Origin of the sequence: Variovorax boronicumulans (genome assembly GCF_009811375.1) — a bacterium.
Classification (GTDB): Bacteria; Pseudomonadota; Gammaproteobacteria; order Burkholderiales; family Burkholderiaceae_C; genus Variovorax; species Variovorax boronicumulans.
In genome coordinates this window covers 2,046,096-2,065,579 of sequence record NZ_BKDH01000001.1, presented here as the reverse complement: position 1 = coordinate 2,065,579, position 19,484 = coordinate 2,046,096, and the positions used below count along the sequence as shown (strand labels likewise).

At 68.5% G+C, this 19,484-nt stretch carries 19 protein-coding genes; 7 read left to right on the top strand and 12 right to left on the bottom strand.

The annotated features are described in order from the left end of the window. Positions 1 to 4: 4 nt before the first annotated feature. Positions 5 to 766, bottom strand: coding sequence for a GntR family transcriptional regulator (locus VHAB30_RS09390; protein ID WP_159276836.1), 762 nt, complete (start codon positions 764 to 766; stop codon positions 5 to 7). Positions 767 to 865: 99 nt separating this feature from the next. Here VHAB30_RS09390 and VHAB30_RS09385 point away from each other — a divergent pair, with 99 nt between their 5' ends. The 3 genes from VHAB30_RS09385 to VHAB30_RS09375 all read left to right on the top strand — a co-directional run bounded on the left by VHAB30_RS09385 (position 866) and on the right by VHAB30_RS09375 (position 4,081). Beyond that, a complete protein-coding gene (locus VHAB30_RS09385) occupies positions 866 to 1,648 on the top strand; it encodes an SDR family oxidoreductase (protein ID WP_159276834.1) in 783 nt (260 codons plus the stop codon). Positions 1,649 to 1,695: 47 nt separating this feature from the next. Beyond that, entirely contained in the window at positions 1,696 to 2,628 is a 933-nt protein-coding gene (locus tag VHAB30_RS09380; RefSeq protein WP_159276832.1) for a BKACE family enzyme, read from the top strand. 121 nt (positions 2,629 to 2,749) lie between these two features. After that, positions 2,750 to 4,081: an MFS transporter gene (locus tag VHAB30_RS09375; protein WP_159276830.1), complete on the top strand. Its 1,332-nt coding sequence runs from the start codon at positions 2,750 to 2,752 to the stop codon at positions 4,079 to 4,081. Between the two features lie 33 nt (positions 4,082 to 4,114). Here VHAB30_RS09375 and rng read toward each other — a convergent pair whose 3' ends face one another. From rng to VHAB30_RS09335, 8 genes are read right to left on the bottom strand one after another with little or no spacing between them, the layout of a single operon-like run. Then, on the bottom strand, positions 4,115 to 5,641 hold the full coding sequence (gene rng, locus VHAB30_RS09370; protein ID WP_062470121.1) for a ribonuclease G: 1,527 nt from the start codon (positions 5,639 to 5,641) through the stop codon (positions 4,115 to 4,117). Positions 5,642 to 5,648: 7 nt separating this feature from the next. After that, entirely contained in the window at positions 5,649 to 6,251 is a 603-nt protein-coding gene (locus VHAB30_RS09365) for a Maf family protein (protein WP_139701686.1), read from the bottom strand. Between the two features lie 40 nt (positions 6,252 to 6,291). Next, positions 6,292 to 6,759: a 23S rRNA (pseudouridine(1915)-N(3))-methyltransferase RlmH gene (gene rlmH, locus VHAB30_RS09360; RefSeq protein ID WP_159276828.1), complete on the bottom strand. Its 468-nt coding sequence runs from the start codon at positions 6,757 to 6,759 to the stop codon at positions 6,292 to 6,294. Continuing rightward, a complete protein-coding gene (gene rsfS / locus VHAB30_RS09355) occupies positions 6,756 to 7,451 on the bottom strand; it encodes a ribosome silencing factor (protein ID WP_159276826.1) in 696 nt (231 codons plus the stop codon). The genes rlmH and rsfS overlap by 4 nt, the downstream gene beginning before the upstream one ends. Then, positions 7,451 to 8,083, bottom strand: coding sequence for a nicotinate (nicotinamide) nucleotide adenylyltransferase (gene nadD, locus VHAB30_RS09350; protein ID WP_159276824.1), 633 nt, complete (start codon positions 8,081 to 8,083; stop codon positions 7,451 to 7,453). Before nadD ends, rsfS begins: the two co-directional genes overlap by 1 nt. Further along, positions 8,080 to 9,000: an oxygen-dependent coproporphyrinogen oxidase gene (gene hemF, locus VHAB30_RS09345; RefSeq protein WP_159276822.1), complete on the bottom strand. Its 921-nt coding sequence runs from the start codon at positions 8,998 to 9,000 to the stop codon at positions 8,080 to 8,082. Before hemF ends, nadD begins: the two co-directional genes overlap by 4 nt. Then, positions 9,000 to 10,298, bottom strand: a complete 1,299-nt coding sequence (gene purD / locus VHAB30_RS09340; protein WP_062470106.1) for a phosphoribosylamine--glycine ligase — start codon at positions 10,296 to 10,298, stop codon at positions 9,000 to 9,002. The genes hemF and purD overlap by 1 nt, the downstream gene beginning before the upstream one ends. A gap of 43 nt (positions 10,299 to 10,341) precedes the next feature. Then, positions 10,342 to 11,067 (bottom strand): YebC/PmpR family DNA-binding transcriptional regulator, encoded by a 726-nt coding sequence (locus VHAB30_RS09335; RefSeq protein ID WP_159276820.1) that lies wholly within the window; start codon positions 11,065 to 11,067, stop codon positions 10,342 to 10,344. A gap of 118 nt (positions 11,068 to 11,185) precedes the next feature. Here VHAB30_RS09335 and VHAB30_RS09330 point away from each other — a divergent pair, with 118 nt between their 5' ends. From VHAB30_RS09330 to VHAB30_RS09315, 4 genes are read left to right on the top strand one after another with little or no spacing between them, the layout of a single operon-like run. Further along, positions 11,186 to 11,977, top strand: a complete 792-nt coding sequence (locus VHAB30_RS09330; RefSeq protein ID WP_159276818.1) for a class I SAM-dependent methyltransferase — start codon at positions 11,186 to 11,188, stop codon at positions 11,975 to 11,977. Between the two features lie 2 nt (positions 11,978 to 11,979). After that, a complete protein-coding gene (locus VHAB30_RS09325; RefSeq protein ID WP_159276816.1) occupies positions 11,980 to 13,029 on the top strand; it encodes a chorismate transformation enzyme, FkbO/Hyg5 family in 1,050 nt (349 codons plus the stop codon). Between the two features lie 36 nt (positions 13,030 to 13,065). Next, a complete protein-coding gene (locus VHAB30_RS09320) occupies positions 13,066 to 13,863 on the top strand; it encodes a lysophospholipid acyltransferase family protein (RefSeq protein WP_153284110.1) in 798 nt (265 codons plus the stop codon). Next, complete coding sequence (locus VHAB30_RS09315) at positions 13,827 to 14,606, top strand: glycosyltransferase family 2 protein (RefSeq protein ID WP_062470093.1); 780 nt, start codon at positions 13,827 to 13,829, stop codon at positions 14,604 to 14,606. Before VHAB30_RS09320 ends, VHAB30_RS09315 begins: the two co-directional genes overlap by 37 nt. 241 nt (positions 14,607 to 14,847) lie before the next feature. On the opposite strand, the gene VHAB30_RS09310 is transcribed toward VHAB30_RS09315, so the two are convergent. From VHAB30_RS09310 to macA, 3 genes are read right to left on the bottom strand one after another with little or no spacing between them, the layout of a single operon-like run. Continuing rightward, positions 14,848 to 16,275, bottom strand: coding sequence for an efflux transporter outer membrane subunit (locus tag VHAB30_RS09310; protein ID WP_390903976.1), 1,428 nt, complete (start codon positions 16,273 to 16,275; stop codon positions 14,848 to 14,850). Beyond that, positions 16,232 to 18,214, bottom strand: coding sequence for a macrolide ABC transporter ATP-binding protein/permease MacB (gene macB / locus VHAB30_RS09305; RefSeq protein WP_159276811.1), 1,983 nt, complete (start codon positions 18,212 to 18,214; stop codon positions 16,232 to 16,234). The genes VHAB30_RS09310 and macB overlap by 44 nt, the downstream gene beginning before the upstream one ends. Then, positions 18,211 to 19,371, bottom strand: coding sequence for a macrolide transporter subunit MacA (gene macA, locus VHAB30_RS09300; RefSeq protein WP_159276809.1), 1,161 nt, complete (start codon positions 19,369 to 19,371; stop codon positions 18,211 to 18,213). The genes macB and macA overlap by 4 nt, the downstream gene beginning before the upstream one ends. Positions 19,372 to 19,484: the final 113 nt, after the last annotated feature.

The window sequence follows — 19,484 nt, the reverse complement described above, 5'->3', positions numbered from 1 at the left end:
CCCCTCAGCGCGCGGTGCCTGCCGCGCTGCGCGCCTTCTTCGCCGCCGGCGCGGCGTTCTGCGGCGTCAGCGTGCCATCGGACACCAGCACGCCCGTCGACAGGATGAATTCCGCAGCGCTTTCGATGTCGCCCTGCAGCGCGGCCCGGGCCTTGGCGCCGTCGCGGCGCTTCAGCGCAGCCAGCAGCGCCGCATGGTGCGACATCGCCACCTTGTCCCCCACGCGGCGCGAACCGGCCCGCAGGTCGTAGTTGAGGATGGGGCCGATGCGCAGCCACAGCGCCTCGATCATCTGCAACAACACCGGCATGTCGGCGGCGGCGTAGACCGCGAAGTGGAACTCCTTGTTGAAGGTGACGAGCTTCGAGCCGTCGGGGCTGGCCGCATTCATCTCGGCCGCGAACTCGTCGTGCCAGCGCGTGATGTCGCGCAGCGCCACCGCGCCCGACGCCGAGGCCGCCAGCTCCGTGGCCAGGCCTTCGAGGTTGGTGCGGATGGTGGTGATCTCCTTGAACTGGGCCGCCGTCATCCGGGGCACGCGCAAGGTGCGGCTGGGCGTGAGTTCGAGCGCCTGCTCGGCCACCAGGCGCTGCATCGCCTCGCGCACCGGCATCACGCTCACGCCCAGCGCCTCGGCCGCGCTGCGCAATGAAATCTGCTCGCCCGGCATCATCTGCCCGCTCATCACGAGGTCGCGCAACTGGTCGTAGACGTTGGCGCTGAGCGTCTGGCGCTTCAGGGGGGTGACGAGATCGGTGAGGCTCATGCGTCGAAGTATATGGCCGGGGTATTCCCTATGAATTATCTGTGATCACAGATATACGATCCCCGTCATTCCGAAATCGACCTCAAGGATCTCTTCAGCATGTGGAACAACAACTCCCTCGCCGGCCGGCGCGTGCTCGTCACCGCCGGTGCCAACGGCATCGGCCTGGACATCGTGCGCAACTTCGCGGCGGCGGGTGCCAAGGTCTTCGTCTGCGATGTGCAAGCTGCCAGCCTCGACCAGCTGGCGCGTGAACTGCCTGAGGTGGGCCGCTGCGTCGCCGACGTGTCGAACGAGGACGACGTGGCCCGCCTCTTCGAGGCCGTCGACCGCGAACTCGGCGGCCTCGACGTGCTGGTGAACAACGCCGGCGTGGCCGGCCCCACCGGCCCGGTCGAGACCGTCTCGCTCGCCGACTGGGAGCGCACGATGGCCGTCAACGTCACCGGCCAGTTCCTCTGCGTGCGGCTGGCCGCGCCGCGGCTGCGCAAGGGCCGCCTGCCCGCCATCATCAACCTGTCCTCGGCCGCCGGGCACCTGGGCATGCCGGGGCGCTCGCCCTACTCCGCCTCGAAGTGGGCCGTCATCGGTTTCACGAAAACGCTGGCGCTCGAACTCGGCGCCGACGGCATCCGCGTCAACGCGATCCTGCCGGGCGCGGTCGACGGTCCGCGCATCCGCGCCGTGATCGCCGCCAAGGCCGAGGCGCTGGGCAAGCCGCTCGACGAAGTGACGCGCGCCTACACCGCGCAGGCCGCACTGGGCCGCATGGTCACAGCGACAGACATCGCGAACATGGTTCTGTTCGCCGCCAGCGACCTGGCCGCCAGCGTCACGGGCCAGGAGCTCGTGGTGGACGGCCACACGCAAGCACTGAGCTGATCCGCTCGCACGCCCTTTCTTTTCCTCTTCTTCTTTCCGGACACCTCATGGCCCAACGCCCCAAAGCCATCATCACCTGCGCCCCCACGGGCGCCATCCACACGCCCAGCATGTCGCCGCACCTTCCCGTGACGGCCGACGAGATTGCGCAGGCTTCGATCGAAGCCGCCCGCGCCGGCGCCGCGATCCTGCACCTGCATGCGCGCGACCCGAAGGACGGCCGCCCTTCGCAGGACCCGGACCTGTTCCGCCCCTTCCTCTCGAAGATCAAGGCCGCGACCGATGCGGTGATCAACATCACCACCGGCGGCAGCCCGCACATGAGCGTCGAGGAGCGCATGCGCCCGGCCACCACCTTCAAGCCCGAGCTCGCGTCGCTCAACATGGGCTCGATGAACTTCGGCCTCTTTCCGATGCTGGAGCGCTTCAAGTCCTTCGCGCATGAATGGGAGCGCGAGCACCTGGAGAACAGCCGCAACCTGATCTTCAAGAACACCTTCGCCGACATCGAGAACATCCTCAAGCTCGGCAACGCCAACGGCACGCGCTTCGAGTTCGAGTGCTACGACGTGAGCCACCTCAACAACCTGCGGCACTTCCTGGACCGCGGGCTGGTGCAGGCCCCGGTCTTCGTGCAGACGGTCTTCGGCATCCTGGGTGGCATCGGCGCCGACCCCGAAGACCTGATGCACATGCGCCGCACCGCCGCACGGCTGTTCGGCGACCGCTTCGAATGGTCGATCCTCGGCACCGGCCGCAACCAGCTGCCGCTGGCCACCATCGGCGCCGCCATGGGCTCGCACGTGCGCGTCGGGCTCGAAGACTCGCTGTGGATCGGCCCGGGCCGGCTCGCAGCGTCGAGCGCCGAACAGGTGCTGCGCATCCGCGCCGTGCTGGAGGCGCTGAACATCGACATCGCGACACCCGCCGAAGCCCGCGAGATCCTCGGGCTCAAGGGCGCGGCACACGTCGACTTCTAGCCCTGCGCCAGAACCACTGACCCGACTCGGCCCGGCCCACGACCGGGCCGCATCTGCACGCCCGCCGGCGCCCGCCGACGACCTTCCGCCAGAACACGACAGGACAGGAGAGAGACATCCCATGCAACACCCATCCATCCCCGCCACGCCGCCGGGCCTGCGCGCCCGCCAGGCCGTCGACGAACAGGTCTCACTCAATGCGCTGATCTTCCGCAAGCTCATGCCGCTGCTGGTGCTGGCCTATGTGATCAGCTTCATCGACCGCACCAACATCGCGCTGGCCAAGAGCCACATGGCCGTGGACATCGGCATCTCGGCGGCCGCCTACGGGCTGGGCGCCGGGCTGTTCTTCCTGAGCTACGCGCTGCTCGAAGTGCCCAGCAATCTGGTGATGCACCGCGTGGGCGCCCGCTGGTGGATCGCCCGCATCATGATCACCTGGGGCCTGCTGTCGGCCGGCATGGCCTTCGTCACGGGCGAGACCTCGTTCTACGTGATGCGCATCCTGCTCGGCGCGGCGGAAGCCGGCCTGTTCCCGGGCGTGATGCTGTACCTGAACTACTGGTTCGGCCGCAAGGACCGCGCACGCGCCACAGGCTACTTCCTGCTCGGCGTGTGCATCGCGAACATCCTCAGCGGCCCCGTCGGCGGCGCGCTGCTGCAGATGGACGGCCTGTGGGGCTGGCACGGCTGGCAATGGATGTTCGTGCTCGAAGGCCTGCCCGCCGTGGCGCTGGCCTTCGTGGTCTGGCGCAAGCTGCCCGACGGCCCCTCCAGCGCCAGCTGGCTCACGCGCCCGCAGGCGCAGGCCATCGAACGCCAGCTCGCCGCCGAACGCGCCGAGGACGTGGCCAACGGCCAGGTCGGTGAGTCATTCCGCGCCTGCCTGGTCGACCGGCAGATCTGGCTGGCGATTTTTGTCTACTTCTGCCACCAGATCAGCATCTACACGGTGATCTTCTTCCTGCCGAGCATCATCGGCACCTACGGCAAGCTCTCGCCGCTGGAGATCGGCGCGCTCAACTCGCTGCCCTGGGTGGCCGCCGCTGTCGGCGCCATTGCGCTGCCCCGCCTCGCGGTCACGCCGCAGCGCGGCCGGCGCCTGCTGCTGGTCGGGTTGGTCTCGATGGCGGTGGGCCTGCTGATCGCAGCCTTCGCGAGCCCGGCCGTCGCGCTGGCCGGCTTCTGCCTCACGGGCTCGATGTTCTTCGTGGTGCAGTCCGTGATCTTCCTGTTCGCCTCGTCACGGCTGGCCGGTGTGGCGCTGGCAGGTGGACTCGCGTTGGTCAACACCTGCGGCCTCGTGGGCGGCTTCATCGGGCCGTCGGTGATGGGCTGGATCGAGCAGAGCACGGGCAGCACGAAGAACGGGCTGCTGCTGATCGCCGGGATGCTGGTGGCCGCCGCGCTGGCCAGCGTCTGGATGCGCCAAGGCCAGGAATCGAAGCGCTGACCCGTCGTTGCAACGGGCAGCGCCATCCACCCCTCAGAGCAGCACGATGTCGTACTGCCCCTGCCCGATCGCCGGCTCCGACTGCAGCGAGATCGGCTTGCCGATGAAGTCGCTCAGCCCCGCGAGGTGCTGGCTCTCTTCATCGAGGAACAGCTCGATGACTTGCGGCGAAGAAACGATGCGGAACTCGCGCGGCGTGAACTGCCGCGCTTCGCGCAGGATCTCGCGCATCACGTCGTAGGCCACGCTGCGCGCGGTCTTCACGATGCCCTGCCCGCCGCAGGCCACGCAGGGCTCGCACAGCATGTGGGCCAACGATTCGCGCGTGCGCTTGCGGGTCATCTCGACCAGGCCGAGCTGCGAGAAACCGCCGGCCGTGGTCTTCACGCGGTCGCGCGCGAGCTGCTTGCGGAACTCGGCCAGCACCTGCTCGCGGTGGTCGTCGCGTGCCATGTCGATGAAGTCGACGATGATGATCCCGCCCAGGTTGCGCAGGCGCAGCTGCCGCGCAATGGCCTGTGCGGCCTCGAGGTTGGTCTTGAAGATGGTGTCGTCGAAGTTGCGCGCACCGACGAAGCCGCCGGTGTTCACGTCGACGGTGGTCAGCGCCTCGGTCTGGTCGACCACGAGGTAGCCGCCCGATTTCAGGTCGACGCGCCGGCCCAGTGCCTTCGCGATTTCCTCGTCCACCGAATACAGGTCGAAGATCGGCCGCTCGCCCTTGTAGTGCTGCAGCTTGCCGGCCGCCTGCGGCATGAATTCGAGGCCGAACTTCAGCAGCACTTCGAACTGCTCGCGCGAGTCGATGCGGATGGTCTGCGTGTCTTCGGAGGTCATGTCGCGCAGCACGCGCTGCAGCAGGCTCAGGTCCTGGTGCAGCAGCGACATGGCCGGCATCCGGCTCGAGGCCTCGCGGATGCGCGTCCAGGTCTTGCGCAGGTAGGCGATGTCTTCGGCCAGTTCGGCGTCGGCGGCGTCTTCGCCGTTAGTGCGCAGGATGAAGCCGCCCGTGTTCACAGGCACCACGCCACCGCTCTCGGCGGCCGCGGCCGCTTCGATGAGCGCCAGCATGCGGTTGCGCAGCGACTCGCGCTGATCGGGCGGAATCTTCTGCGACACGCCGATGTGGTTGTCCTGCGGCAGGAACACCAGCAGCCGGCCCGCGATGCTGATCTGCGTGGACAGCCGCGCGCCCTTGGTGCCGATCGGGTCCTTGATGACCTGCACCAGCAGCGACTGGCCTTCGAACACCTGCTTCTCGATGGGCACCATCGGCCCGCCGTTGCGGTGGTCGCGCTCGGGCGGCGCGGCGCTCGGGCGCGAGCCCGGCGTGAACGGCGAGACGATGTCAGCCACGTGCAGGAAGGCGGTGCGCTCCAGGCCGATGTCGATGAAGGCCGACTGCATGCCCGGCAGCACGCGTGAGACCTTGCCCAGGTAGATGTTGCCGACCAGCCCGCGCTCGAGCGTGCGCTCGACGTGCAGCTCTTGCACCGCGCCGTGCTCGACCAGCGCCACACGGGTCTCCTGCGGAGACCAGTTGATCAGGATGTCTTGCATGGATGTCTTAAGTATTGAAACCGACGCCTCGAAGCAGCTGCGCGGTCTCGAACATGGGGAGTCCCATGATGCCCGAATAGGAGCCGCTGATGTGCTCCACGAACGCAGCGGCCGCGCCCTGGATGGCATAGGCGCCAGCCTTGCCGAGCGGCTCGCCGCTGGCGGCGTAGGCCGCGACCTGCTTCTTCGTGAGCGTGGCGAAGCGCACGCGCGACACGCTGAGCGCCGCATGGCGGCGACGGCCGTTCTGCAACGCGACCGCCGTGAGCACGCGGTGCGTGGCGCCGGACAGGTGCGCGAGCATGCGCTCGGCGTCTCGTGCGTCCTCGGGTTTGCCGAGGATGGTGCGGCCGAGCGCGACCGTGGTGTCGGCGCAGAGCACGGGCGCATCGGCCAGGCCCAGGCGCTTGCGGCGCGCGACGGCGGCGTCGAGCTTGAGGGCAGTCACGCGCTGCACGTACGCGGTGGGCGACTCGTTCGGCAGCAAGGCCTCGAGCGCCTCGGCGTCTTCGTCGGCGCCGGCCAGCAGCAGTTCGTGGCGCACGCCAAGCTGGCCGAGCAATTGGGCGCGGCGCGGGCTTTGCGACGCGAGGTAGATGAAGTCAGGCAAGTTCAGGTCTCCGAGGTGGGCCCCACCGCCGGCCCCGTGGTCATTCCCGGTGGTACGGATGGCCCGCGTTGACCGACCACGCCCGGTAGAGCTGTTCGACCAGCAGCACGCGCGCCATGGCATGCGGCAGGGTCAGGTCGGACAGGCGGATGCGTTCGTGCGCCGCGGCCTTGAAGGCCGGGTCGAGCCCGTCGGGGCCGCCGATGACCAGCGCCACGTCGTCGCCCTCGCCCTGCCAGGTCTGCAGCCGCGTGGCCAGCGCCTTGGTGGTGAGCGCGGTGCCGCGCTCGTCGAGCACGACGATGCGCATGCCGCGGGCGATGGCGCCCTCGATGCGCTCGCGCTCGGCGGCATACAGCGTTTCGAGTGTCTTGGAACCTCGCGGCTCGGTCTTGACGGCGCGCAGCTCGAGCTTGAGCTCGGGCGGGAAGCGCTTGGCGTAGTCGTCCCAGGCAGTCTGTGCCCAGTCGGGCATGCGCTGCCCGACGGCGACCACCAGCAGCTTCATGCGCGGCGGGCTGGCGCCTTCTTGGCCGGCGCCTTCTTCGCAGCGGTCTTCTTGGCGGCCGGCTTGCCAACGACCTTCACCGGCACGCGTGCGGTGCCCGTGGCGGACTTCTTCGCGGGCGCCTTCTTGGCGGCGGTCTTGCCCGCGCTCTTCGATGCGGCCTTCTTCGCCGGAGCCTTGGCGGCCTTGGCTTCCTGCTCGGCCGCGCGGATCGCGGTCTTGGCGGCGCTCGAACGACGCAGGCTCGGCGTCTTGGCGGCGGCCGTCTTCTTCTCTTCGGCGCCCTTGACGACGGACGAGGCAGTGGCCAGCGCGGGCTTGGTGGCGCCGAGCTTGGCGCGCACCGGCTTGTCGCCCCAGATCTCTTCGAGGTGGTAGTACTGGCGGATGGCGGGCTGCATGATGTGCGCCACGGCCGCGCCGCAGTCCACGATGATCCACTCGCCGTTTTCCTCGCCCTCGGTGCGCGGCTTGGCAAAGCCGGCTTCACGCACGGCGTCGCGCACGCTCGATGCGAGCGCCTTGGTCTGGCGGTTGGAGGTGCCCGACGCCACGATCACGCGCTCGAACAGCGGCGAGAGGTGCTCCGTGTCGAATACCTGGATGTCCTGCGCCTTGACGTCTTCGAGACCATCGATGATGGCTCGCTGGAGTTTTTGGATGTCTTTTTTGGCGGCGGCTTCAGTGGTCATCAGGCAGAGCGGTAGAGGTGGTGTTGGTCAATATAGCGTGCAACCGTGGGCGGAACCAGCGAGGAAATGTCCACACCCGACGCCACGCGCCGCCGGATATCGGTGGCGCTGGTGTCCATGGCGGCAGGCAGTTCAAGCGCCTCGAAACGCGCGCCAGCCGGGAGGCCGGGCAGCTGTTTCGGATCAAAACGAGTGACGTCACCCGTCGATAGTGCGCGATACGCTACAGAAACGATAGCAATGCCGAGTATATCCTGCCAGCCGTGCCAGGTCGGCAAGGCCGCCGCCTGGTCCGCGCCCATCACCAGCACGAGCTGTGCGCCGGGCTGCTCTTTCTGCAATTCATGCAGCGTGTCGAGCGTGTAGGTCGGGCCGTCGCGCAACACTTCGCGGCTGTCGATGACGACCTTGCCTTGCAGCTCACCGAAGGCCAGTTGCGCCATCGCGAGGCGATCTTCCTTCGGGGTGAGCGTGCGGCTCTTGTGCCAGGCCTGCCCCGTGGGAATGACGTGCAACTCCGTCAGATCGAGTTGTGCCAATGCAGCTTCAGCCAGGGCGACGTGCGCGTTGTGCGGCGGGTCGAAGGCCCCGCCGAAGACGCCGATGCGCAAAGCGGAACCGGTGGGGCTCACACCCAGTCCCGGCGCACGATGAAGTCGCTGTACAGCGCGGCTTCGGGGCTGCCCGCTTCGGGCTGTTGCCGATACGCCCAGCTTGCGAGCGGCGGCATCGACAGCAGGATCGATTCGGTGCGTCCGCCCGACTGCAGGCCGAAGTGCGTGCCGCGGTCCCACACGAGGTTGAACTCGACATAGCGCCCGCGCCGGTACAGCTGGAACTCGCGTTCGCGCTCGCCGTACGGCATGCCGCGGCGGCGCTCGACGATCGGCAGGTAGGCCTGCAGGAAGGCATCGCCGACCGAGCGCATCAGCGCAAAGCCGTTCTCGATGCCGCCCTCGGCGAAGTCGTCGAAGAAGATGCCGCCGATGCCACGCTGCTCGTTGCGGTGCTTCAGGAAGAAATACTCGTCGCACCAGGTCTTGAAGCGTGGGTACTTGTCGACGCCGAACGGTGCGAGCGCGTCGCGGCACACGGTGTGGAAGTGCACCGCGTCTTCTTCAAAGCCGTAGCACGGCGTGAGGTCCATGCCGCCGCCGAACCAGCACACGGGATCGCCGCCGCCCGCGGGCTGCGCGGCCAGCATGCGCACGTTCATGTGCACGATCGGCACGTAGGGGTTGCGCGGGTGGAACACCAGCGACACGCCCATGGCCTCGAACGGCGCGCCCGAGAGCTCGGGGCGGTTCTGCGTGGCCGAGGGCGGCAGCTTGGCGCCGCGCACCTGCGAGAAGCCGACACCGGCGCGCTCGAACAGCGCGCCGCCTTCGAGGATGCAGGTCAGGCCGTTGCCCTGCAGCGGCTCACCGGGCTCTTTCTGCCAGGCGTCGCGCACCGCGCTGCCGCCGTCCGCCGCCTCGACCGCCGAGATGATCGATTGCTGCAGTCCGCGCAGGTAGTCACCGACCGCCTTCGGCTGGGTGGCAGGCATCAGGCGTGGGGCGTGTTGCGCGCGTTGACGGCGCGGTAGCCGATGTCCTTGCGGTACTGCGCACCGTCGAACTGCACGCGCGCCGCGACCTCGTAGGCGCGCTGCTGCGCCTGCTTGACGCTGTCGGCCAGCACGGTCACGCAGAGCACGCGGCCGCCGCTGGTCTTGAGCTCGCCGTTCTCCAGCGTGGTGCCCGCATGGAACACCACGGCATCGGGTGCCTCGGCCGGGATGCCGCTGATGCGATCGCCCTTGCGCGGCGACAGCGGGTAGCCGTGCGCGGCCATCACCACGCCCAGCGCCACGCGCCGGTCCCACTGCAGCTCGACCTGGTCGAGCGTGCCATCGGTGGCGTGCCAGAACACCTCGAACAGGTCGGACTTCAGGCGCATCATGATCGGCTGCGTCTCGGGGTCGCCCATGCGGCAGTTGAATTCGAGCGTCTTGGGCTGGCCGGCCGCGTCGATCATGAGGCCGGCATAGAGGAAGCCGGTGAACGGAATGCCGTCCTTTTCCATGCCGCGGATGGTCGGCAGGATGATCTCGCGCATCGCACGCGCATGCACCTCGGCCGTGACGACCGGTGCGGGCGAGTACGCGCCCATGCCGCCGGTGTTCGGGCCTTCGTCGCCATCGAGCAGGCGCTTGTGGTCCTGGCTGGTGGCCAGCGCGGCAACGTTCTTGCCGTCGCACATCACGATGAAGCTGGCTTCTTCGCCTTGCAGGAATTCTTCGATGACGACGCGTGCGCCGCCTTCGTTGTGCGACACGCCGAACTTGTTGTCGACCAGCATGAAGTCGACGGCTTCGTGGGCTTCCTGCGCCGTCATGGCAACCACCACGCCCTTGCCGGCGGCCAGGCCGTCGGCCTTGACGACGATCGGTGCGCCCTTGGCGTCGATGTACGCATGGGCCGCGGCGGCGTCGGTGAAGGCCTCGTATTCGGCCGTCGGGATCTTGTGGCGCTTCATGAAGGCCTTCGAGAAGGCCTTGGAGCTTTCGAGCTGCGCAGCCGCCTGCGTCGGGCCGAAGATGCGCAGGCCGTGCGCGCGGAACTCGTCCACCACGCCGGCCGCCAGTGGCCCCTCGGGGCCGACCACGGTCAGCGCGATTTTCTCGGCCATCGCCCACTCGCGCAGCGCGGCGGGTTCGGTGATGTCGATGCAGTCGTAGCGTTCGTCGCTCACGGTGCCGCCGTTGCCGGGCGCCACGTAGACGCGGCTGACCCGATTGCCCTGCGCCAGCCGCCACGCCAGTGCGTGCTCGCGGCCCCCTCCTCCAATCACCAGTACCTTCATTCGCGGGCTTTCGTTTGTCGCTGTGGATCCATCATTCATTCGTTCAGTCGGACAGTGCGGCGTTGTGATACACGTCCTGCACATCATCCAGGTCCTCGAGCACGTCGAGAAGCTTCTGCATCCTGGCGGCGTCTTCGCCGATCACGTCCACGGTGTTCTCGGCGCGCATCGTGATTTCGGCGGCGTCGGGCTTCAGGCCCGCGGCTTCGAGCGCGTTCTTCACGGCCTCGAAGTCGCCGATGGCGGTGAGCACCTCGATGGCGCCGTCGTCGTCGGTGATCACGTCCTCGGCGCCGGCCTCGAGGGCCACTTCCATGACCTTGTCCTCGCTGGTGCCGGGCGCGAAGATGATCTGGCCGCAGTGCTTGAACTGGAAGGCCACCGAGCCTTCGGTGCCCATGTTGCCGCCGTGCTTGGAGAAGGCGTGGCGCACTTCGGCCACGGTGCGCACGCGGTTGTCGGTCATGGTGTCGACGATGATCGCCGCGCCGCCGATGCCGTACCCTTCGTAACGAATTTCTTCGTAATTGACGCCTTCGAGGTTGCCCGTGGCCTTGTCGATGTTGCGCTTGACGGTGTCGATGGGCAGGTTGACCGCCTTGGCCTTTTCGACCGCCAGCCGCAGCCGGGGGTTGGCGCTGAGGTCGGCGCCGCCGGCGCGTGCCGCCACCGTGATTTCACGGATGGCGCGGGTCCAGAGCTTGCCGCGTTTCTCGTCCTGGCGGCCCTTGCGGTGCTGAATATTTGCCCACTTGCTATGTCCGGCCATGGCTTTCTCTCTCGCTGTCGTGTGTTTTCAAAGCAAGTACGGAGTTTACTGTCCGGCGCACACAACGCTCCCCCGGCGCCCGGGATTTCGGCCCGGACCTTTTGGTGATAATTGTTCGATGACGCCATCGCCCATTGCCGGTACGGGAAATCCCGACGCCCTGCCGCCGCACGCCCCGCTGCCGCTGTACTACAACACCGAAGCGGAGCACCAGGCGTTCCTGCGGCGCATCTTCGACAGCACGGCCGCGGACTACGACCGCATCGAAGCCGTGCTGGCCTTCGGCACCGGCCCCTCGTACCGCCGTGACGCACTGAAGCAGGCGGGCCTCACGGTGGGCGCCCAGGTGCTCGACGTGGGCATCGGCACCGGGCTCGTCGCCCGCGAAGCGCTGAAGCTCATCGGCTCCACCGGCAAGCTCACCGGCGTCGACCCCAGCGTGGGCATGATGGGCCAGGTCCGGCTGCCCGGCGTCGAACTCATTCAAGGCGTCGCCGAGGCCCTGCCCCGGCCCGACGCCAGCTGCGATTTCGTGAGCATGGGTTACGCCATGCGCCACATCAGCGACGTGGCCACCGCCTTTTCCGAGTTCCATCGCGTGCTGCGCCCCGGCGGGCGCGTGGTGGTGCTCGAGATCACCAAGCCCGAGGGCCGCATCGCCACCGCACTGCTGAAAGGCTACATGCGCGCCGTGGTGCCGTTGATCGCCCGCGTGGTCGGCCGCCGCAGCGACACCTCGGAGCTGTGGCGCTATTACTGGGACACCATCGAGGCCTGCATCCCGCCCGAGCGCGTCATGCAGGCGCTGGGCGCCGCCGGCTTCAGCGACGTGCGCCGGCATGCGAGCCTCGGGGTCTTCTCGGCCTATACCGGCCGCAAACCCGAATCCACCGCCGACGAGGTTCGCTGAACGTGCGCCCCCAGGACGATCGCCTTCATTCCCCCCTGCGCGTGGAGCGCCTCTCGCTGCCGGACAGCCTTGCGCTGGCCACGCACAGCCATGCACCCTTTGCCGCGCTCGGCTACGGCACGCCGCACGGTGTCGCCTGGATGCCCACGGTCAACGCGCGCGTGCTGTCGCCGCAAGGCGCGATGGCCGATGTGTGGCACGTGGGACACGCGGGTGATGACACCCAGGTCCGGTCGGGCACCACCGGCATCGCGCGCTGGCGCACCGATGGACACTGGCTGCTGGGCGCCATCGACCTCGATGAAGCCGTCGAAGGCCAGGGCCTGACCGAACTCGCGCAGCGCGCCTACCGTGACCTGTTCCGCACGCTCGAGCAGGCCGGCACGCCGCACCTGCAGCGCATCTGGAACTACCTGCCGCGCATCAACGCCGACGGCGGCGGGCTGGAGCGCTACCGCCAGTTCAACCTGGGCCGGCAAGAGGCCTTCTTCGAGGCCGGCCGCGCCGCCTTCGAAGGTGCCCCGGCCGCCTGCGCGCTGGGCATCCGCCAGGGTGCGCTGTCGATCCGTTTTCTCGCGGGACGCGCCGCGCCGCTGCCGGTCGAAAACCCGCGGCAGGTGTCGGCCTACCGCTATCCCGAAACCTACGGCCCGCGCTCGCCGACCTTCTCGCGCGCCGCGCTGGCGGACATCGGCGACGACCAGGTCGCGCTCTTCATCTCGGGCACGGCGAGCATCGTCGGCCACGAAACGGTGCACCACGGCGACGTGCGTGAGCAGGCCCGTGAAACGCTGCGCAACCTCGAGGCCGTGATCGCCTCCGCCCATGCGCAGACCACGGCGCGCTTCTCGCTCGATGCGCTCGACTGCGTGGTGTACGTGCGGCATCCGTCGGACACCGAGGCCGTGCGCGAGGTGATCGAAGCCGCGCTCGGCGCCCAGTCGCCGATGGCCCGCGATGCGGTGTACCTGGAAGCCGACATCTGCCGCAGCGATCTGCTGGTCGAGATCGAGGCCCACACGGTCGCCGCCGGCCGGCTGCAGGCCGCCTGAGCGGCCCGCCGTCCGCCTGCTCGACCGACACCACCCATGAACGTGCTGCGTTTTCTCACGTCGATCCCGCTCGCGCTGATGCTCTATGCGCTGCTGCTGTTCCTCGGCCTGATCTCGCTGGTCTGGAACTTCGTCGCCATGCTGCTGTACCCGGTGATGCCGGCCGCGCCGGCGCGCGCGCTGGGCCGCATGACCATCGCCTTTGCCTACCGGATGTTCTGGTGGCTCGCCTCGGTCACCGGCATGATGCGCATCGACGCCTCGTGCCTGGACCCGATGCGCAACGAACCCGGCGTGATCTTCGTGGCCAACCACCCGACCATGCTTGATGCGCTGCTGCTGGTGGCGCGGCTGCCGCGCAGCGCCTGCATCATGAAGGCCGAGCTGATGGGCAACATCTTCCTCGGCGCGGGGGCCCGGCTGGCGCGCTACATCAGCAACAAGTCGGCCCGCACGATGGTGCGCCTGGCGGTCAACGACCTGCGCCAGGGTGGCCAGCTCGTGATCTTTCCCGAAGGCACGCGCACGGTGACGCCGCCGCTGAACCCCTTCCGCCCCGGCACCACGCTGATCGCCAAGCTGGCGCAGGCGCCGATCCAGACCGTGTTCATCGACACCGACTCGCCCTATCTCGGCAAGGGCTGGCCGCTGTGGCGCGTGCCGCCGCTGCCCATCGTCTTCACGCTGCGGCTAGGCAAGCGCTTTGCGCCGACGCAGGACAGCGATGCGTTGCAGGTCGAGCTGGAACACTATTTCCGTCAACACATGGAGCAGCGCGCCACCGACGCGTCCCCCGAATGCCAGCAGACGCCTCGCGCACCCACCTTGTCCTGATCCCCAGCTACAACACGGGCGAGCGCCTGTTCTCGACGGTCGCCGCCGCGCGGGCCCAATGGAACCCGGTGTGGGTGGTGATCGACGGCAGCGACGACGGCACGGGGGAGCGGCTGCAGCAGATGGCGGCCAGTGACCCCGGCCTGCGCGTGTGGGTGCTGCCGCAGAACCAGGGCAAGGGCTCGGCGGTGCTGCACGGCTTGCGGGCCGCGAAGGACGCCGGCTTCACGCATGCGCTCACGATGGATTCCGACGGGCAGCATCCGGCGGACCTGATCCCCTCTTTCATGAACGCCTCGCTGGCGCGGCCCGAGACGATGGTGCTGGGTCGACCCGTGTTCGACGCCAGCGCGCCGCTTTTGCGGGTGCGCGGGCGGCGGGTGTCGAACGGCTGGACGCAGCTCGAGACGCTGTTCGCGGGCGTGGGCGATTCGCTCTACGGCTTTCGCGTGTACCCGGTGGTCGACCTGATCGCCGTGATGGCGCGGCAACCGTGGATGCGGCGCTTCGACTTCGACACCGAAGCGGTCGTGCGGCTGGCCTGGCGCGGGGTCAAACCGGTGAACATCGATGCGCCTGTGAAGTACCTGACGGCGGAGGAAGGCGGGGTGTCGCACTTTCGCTATGGGCGGGACAACGTGCTGCTGACTTGGATGCACACGCGGTTGATGGTGGAGTTTGTTTTGCGGTTGCCTGGGTTGCTCTTTCGCAAATTGCGGGGGGCGCCGCCGTTTCAGGCCTAGCCTCTTTTTGAGGGGCGCCCGGCAGGCGGTACGGCGCGGTCGACCCCACTGTGCCGGCCGCTTCGCGGCTGCCCTGCGGTGCTCGCGTTTCGCGGGGTCTCGCAGAACTCGCCTGCGGCTCAAACAGCTGCGAGCCCCGATCCGCGAAACGCTGCGCTCCTCGGCGGCACAGAGGGGCCGCCCACACCGTACCGCCTGCCGGGCACCTGCTGTGGCGTGAAAGCTCCTTGCCTTTCTTCCGCTACTCGACGATCGTGCCTCCGCCCAGCGCCTTGTAGAGCGTCATCGTTGCGTTGAGCTGGTTCAGACGGTTCTGCGCCAGCGAGACTTCCGCGGCACGCCGCTTGTCCTTGGCGTCGAGCACCGGCTGCAACGCGGTGGCGCCGGCGCGATAGCGTACTTCCGACAGGGCCTCCGCGCGTTGCGCCTGCTGCAGCGCCAGGGCCAGCTTCACGCTTTCGTCCTGCAACTGGGTCCGCGACGACAGCGTGTTTTCCACCTCGGACAGCGCGGTGTACAGCGACTGGCGGAACCCGACGACCGCTTCTTCGTAACGCGTCTGCGACACGGCGACGGTCAGCCGCGCGGTGTTCCATTGCAGGAACGGCAACACCAGACCCGCGCCCAGAGTCGCGATCGGGTTCTTCAGCACCTCGCCCAGGGCATTGCTCCCCGCGCCCAGCGAACCCGTGAGGCTCAGCACCGGATAGAAGCTGGTGCGCGTGGCATCGACGTTCGCCAGCGAGGACCGCAGGCGCTGCTCCGCGGCGCGCAGATCGGGCCGGCGGCCCAGCAGGCTGGCGGGCAGTCCGGCATCGATCACGGGCAAGGCGGCGTCCGGCAGTTGCGAGGGCTCTTCCCTCGGGGTCTCGGGCGGCATGTCGAACAGGATGGCCAGCGCGTTGCGCGCTTCGACGCGCTGTTGCAGCAGCTGCGTGTGGGCCGCCTCCTGGCTCGCAAGGTTCTGGCCGGCCTGCGCGACGTCGAGGCCGGACACGGCACCCGCCGCGTACTTGGCGCGCACCAGCGCCTGGATGCGCCGCGCATCGGCCATGCCGGCCTCGCTCAGCGCGATGCGGTGGTTCAGGTAGCCGGTCTGCCAATACAGCCCGGCCGTGGTGCTCACCAGCGCCAGCGCCGTGGCCTCGCGGTCGGACTGGGTGGCCTGCAACTCCCAGTCGGCAACGCTGCGCTGCGCCGACAGGCGACCCCACAGGTCGACTTCGTAGCTCAGGCTCAGTGAAGAGTTCGCGCTCGATGCGGCCACGCCGCCGCGCTTCAGGTCGAAGCTGCGTTGGGTGCCCAGTTGCCCCGTCACGCCCGGCGTGAGGTTGGTGTTCGCCAGGCCGGCCTGCAGCTGCGCCCGCTGCACACGGATGCCGGCAGCGGCCAGGTTGTTGTTGGTGCGCAGGGCGCTGTCGATGAGGGTGTCGAGCCGCGCGTCGTGGAAGGCGGTCCACCAGCGGGCCTGCGGCACGGCCGCTGCGTTCTGCGGCAGGGGCTGTTGCTGCTGCTGCCAGGCCTGCGGCACGCCGAGCGGTCGGTGTTCGCGCCGCTCCGGCGCGAACAACGTGCAGCCGCCGAGCGCCAGCGCGATGGCGAGGCCCGCCAGGGTCGGTCGCGCGCTACTCACGCGCCAGCGCCTCGATGGGGTCGAGCCGTGCGGCATTGCGCGCCGGCAGGTACCCGAACAGCACGCCGATGAGCGACGCGCACAAAAAGGCCGACACCACGGCCCCCAGCGAAAAGATCATTTGCCATTGCTTCACGAACAGCGAGAACACAAAGCTGATGCCGTACGACAGCAGCACGCCGATGAAACCGCCGACCAGGCACACGAGCACGGCCTCGGTCAGGAACTGCTGCAGCACGTCGCTTTGGCGTGCGCCCACGGCCATGCGGATGCCGATCTCGCGGGTGCGCTCGGTCACCGACACCAGCATGATGTTCATCACGCCGATGCCGCCCACCACGAGCGAGATCACCGCGATCAGCGACAGCAGCAGCGTGAGCGACTGGCTCGTGCGCTCGGCCGTCTTCACGATGCTGTCCATGTTGAAGGTGAAGAAGTCCTTGCCGCCGTGGCGCAGCGTGAGCAGCCGCACGATGCTCTCTTCGGCCGCCTTGGTCGGCTGGTCGTCGCGGATGCGCACGGTGATGCTGTCGAAGTGCTGCTGGCCGAAGAGGCGGCTCGCGCCCGTGCTGTAGGGCAGCCAGATGTTGAGCGACTTGTTCTCGCCGAACATGCTCTTCTTTTCCTGCGCCACGCCGATTACGGTGCACGGCAGGCTGCCCACCAGGATGATCTTGCCCACCGGGTCGGTGCCGTCGGGAAAGAGCTTGCGCCGCGTGTTCTGGTCGATCACCACCACCTGCGACTGGTGCCGCACGTCGTTGGCGTCGAAGTCCGTGCCGCTGGCCATCTGGATGTCGCGCACGCTGAAGAAGTTGTCGCTGACGCCGTTCACGTTGCCGTTGACGTCGACGCTGCGGTAGCGCAGGCGCAGGCTGCGCATGGTGGTCGGCGTGACGCTGTGCACGTAGGGCTGCGCGGCAATGGCCTGCAGGTCGGCCGGCAGCAGCGTGCGGATGCTCGCGGCCTTGTCGTCGCCGAAGTCGTGGCCCGGGTAGATGTCGAGGGTGTTGGTGCCGATGGCCTTGATGTCGGCCAGCACGAAGCGCTTGGCGCCCTCCCCGATGGCCACGATCGACACCACCGAGGTGATGCCGATGATGATGCCCAGCATGGTCAGCGCCGTGCGCATGCGGTGCGCCATCATCGAGCGCCAGGCCATGCGGAAGGCTTCGGAGAAACGCGCCCAGCCGGTGCTGAAGCGCGCGATGCCCAGCGTCGGGCGGGTCATGGCGGGCGGTGCCGGGGTGTCGTCGCCCACCGTCTGCGCGGGTGCAGCCACCGTCGGCACGTTCGGTCGGTCGCCGACGATCACGCCGTCGGCGATCTCGATGATGCGTTCGGTGCAGCGTGCCACCTGCATGTCGTGCGTCACGATGATGATGGTGTGCCCCTGCGCATGCAGCTCGCGCAGGATGCCCATGACCTCCTGGCCGCTCTTGCTGTCGAGCGCGCCGGTGGGCTCGTCGGCCAGGATGACCTGCCCGCCGTTCATCAGTGCGCGCGCGATGCTCACGCGCTGCTGCTGGCCGCCCGAGAGCTGGCTCGGCCGGTGCTCGGTGCGGTCTTCCAGGCCCAGGCGCGCGAGCAGTTGCCGTGCCCGCGCATCGCGCGCCGAGCCCTCGGTGCCGGCATACACGGCGGGCACCTCGACGTTGCCGGTGGCCGTCAGGTGCTGCATGAGGTGGTAGCGCTGGAAGATGAAGCCGAAGTGCTCGCGCCGCAGCGCGGCGAGCGCGTCGCTGTCGAGCGTGCCGACGTCCTGGCCCGACACGGTGTAGGTGCCGGTGCTCGGCCGGTCGAGACAGCCGAGGATGTTCATGAGCGTCGACTTGCCCGAGCCCGAGGCGCCGACGATGGCCAGCATTTCGCCGTGGCCGATGTCCAGGTCGACGTCTTTCAGCACCTGGACCTCCTGCTCGCCCGAGGGAAAGCTGCGGCCGATGCCGCGCAAGGTCAGCAGCGGCTGCGTCACTGGCGCGGCCTCCGGTTGCCGCTGTCATTGCCGTCGGTCTTCTCCAGCGCCGAGGCGTCGCCGGTGATGACGCTGTCGCCCTCCTTCAGGCCTTCGAGCACCTGCGCCTGGAAGTTGTTGCTGATGCCCACGCGCACCTGCCGCTTTTCCACGCGCTGGTCGGGCAGGAGCACGCGCACTTCGTGGCGGCCGTCCTTGTCGCGCGTGCCGAGCGCGGTGAGCGGCACGGTCAGCGCCTGCTTGGCCTCGCCCAGCAGGATGGCGACCTGCGCCGTCATGTCGACGCGCAGCGTGCGCTCGGGGTTGGGCACGTCGAACAGCGCGTTGAAGAAGACGGCGTTGTTGATCTTCTCGGGCGAAGGCTGCACCGCGCGCAGCGTGCCGTGGTAGCGCGTGTCGGGGTCGCCGAGGATGGTGAAGTACACCGGCTGGCCGGCCTTCACGCGCACCACGTCGGCCTCGGACACCTGGGCCTTCACGGTCATGGTCGACAGGTCGGCCAGCTTCATCAGCGTGGGCACCTGGAACGAGGCCACCACGGTCTGGCCTTCGAGCGTGCTGATGGACACCACGTCGCCGTCGATGGGCGCGACGATGCGGGTGTACGACAGGTTGGTCTGCGCCGAGGCCAGGGCCAGCTTCTGCTGGCGGATCTGCGCGTCGAGCGAGACGGCGTCGGCGCGCAGCGCGCGCAGCTCGGTGTCGGCGCCTTCCAGGTCCTGGCGCGCGGCCGCGTCCTGCGCCAGCATCTCGCGCTGGCGCGCCCAGGTGAGCTCGGCCTGCTTCACACGCACTTCCTTGGCGAGCTTCTGGGCCTGCAGGTTCTCCAGCTTGGCCTGCTCCTGCGCGAGCGTGTTCTGCGAGATGACGGGGTCGATCTCGGCCAGCCAGTCGCCCTTCTTCACCGTCTGGCCGAGCACCACCTTCAGCGACTTGAGCTGGCCGGACACCTGCGCGCCGACCTCGACCTGCTTGAAGGCCTGCAGCACGCCGGTGGCGAGCACCGCGTTCTCCAGGTCGCTGCGCTGCACGGTGGCGGTCAGGTAGTCGCTTTTCTTCGGCGGGCTCAGCCAGAAGAAGGCCGCGATGGCCAGCACGACGAGCAAGGCCAGGCCGACAAGGAACTTGCGCGATCGTCGCGAAGGAGTGGTGGGCATGCAGTGAAGAAGTGGGATGAAACGGGCGGCGAGGCCCGGGAAGGGATGCGGTTCATCCTAGCCCCGGTTGCTGAAGGCCTGCTAAAGCATGCGTTTGGGCGGGCTTTTTGCAC